Source organism: Oleiphilus sp. HI0123 (assembly GCF_001635315.1).
In genome coordinates this window covers 1-278 of sequence record NZ_LWGE01000837.1, presented here as the reverse complement: position 1 = coordinate 278, position 278 = coordinate 1, and the positions used below count along the sequence as shown (strand labels likewise).

Genomic DNA, 278 nt, shown 5'->3' with positions numbered 1-278 from the left:
GAGTGTGCACCGGCACCAATGCCAAGATAGTCACCAAACTGCCAGTAATTAAGATTGTGCTTAGCTTGAAAATCTGGTTTCGAGAATGCCGAGACTTCGTACTGCTGAAAACCCTTCTCGCCTAACAATTGCAGGCCATTATTTTGAATATCCCACATCAGTTCATCTTCAGGTAGAGCAGGCGGGTAGCGATAGAACTCGGTATTTTGTTCGATCGTCAATTGATACCAGGATAAGTGATTCGGCCCAAGCGATAATGCACTTTGGATATCATCCAT

Annotated in this window: 1 pseudogene; it reads right to left on the bottom strand. The window is 44.6% G+C overall.

From position 1 onward, the window contains the following. Positions 1 to 278, bottom strand: a pseudogene (locus tag A3761_RS27305) (YggW family oxidoreductase); the annotation flags it as partial.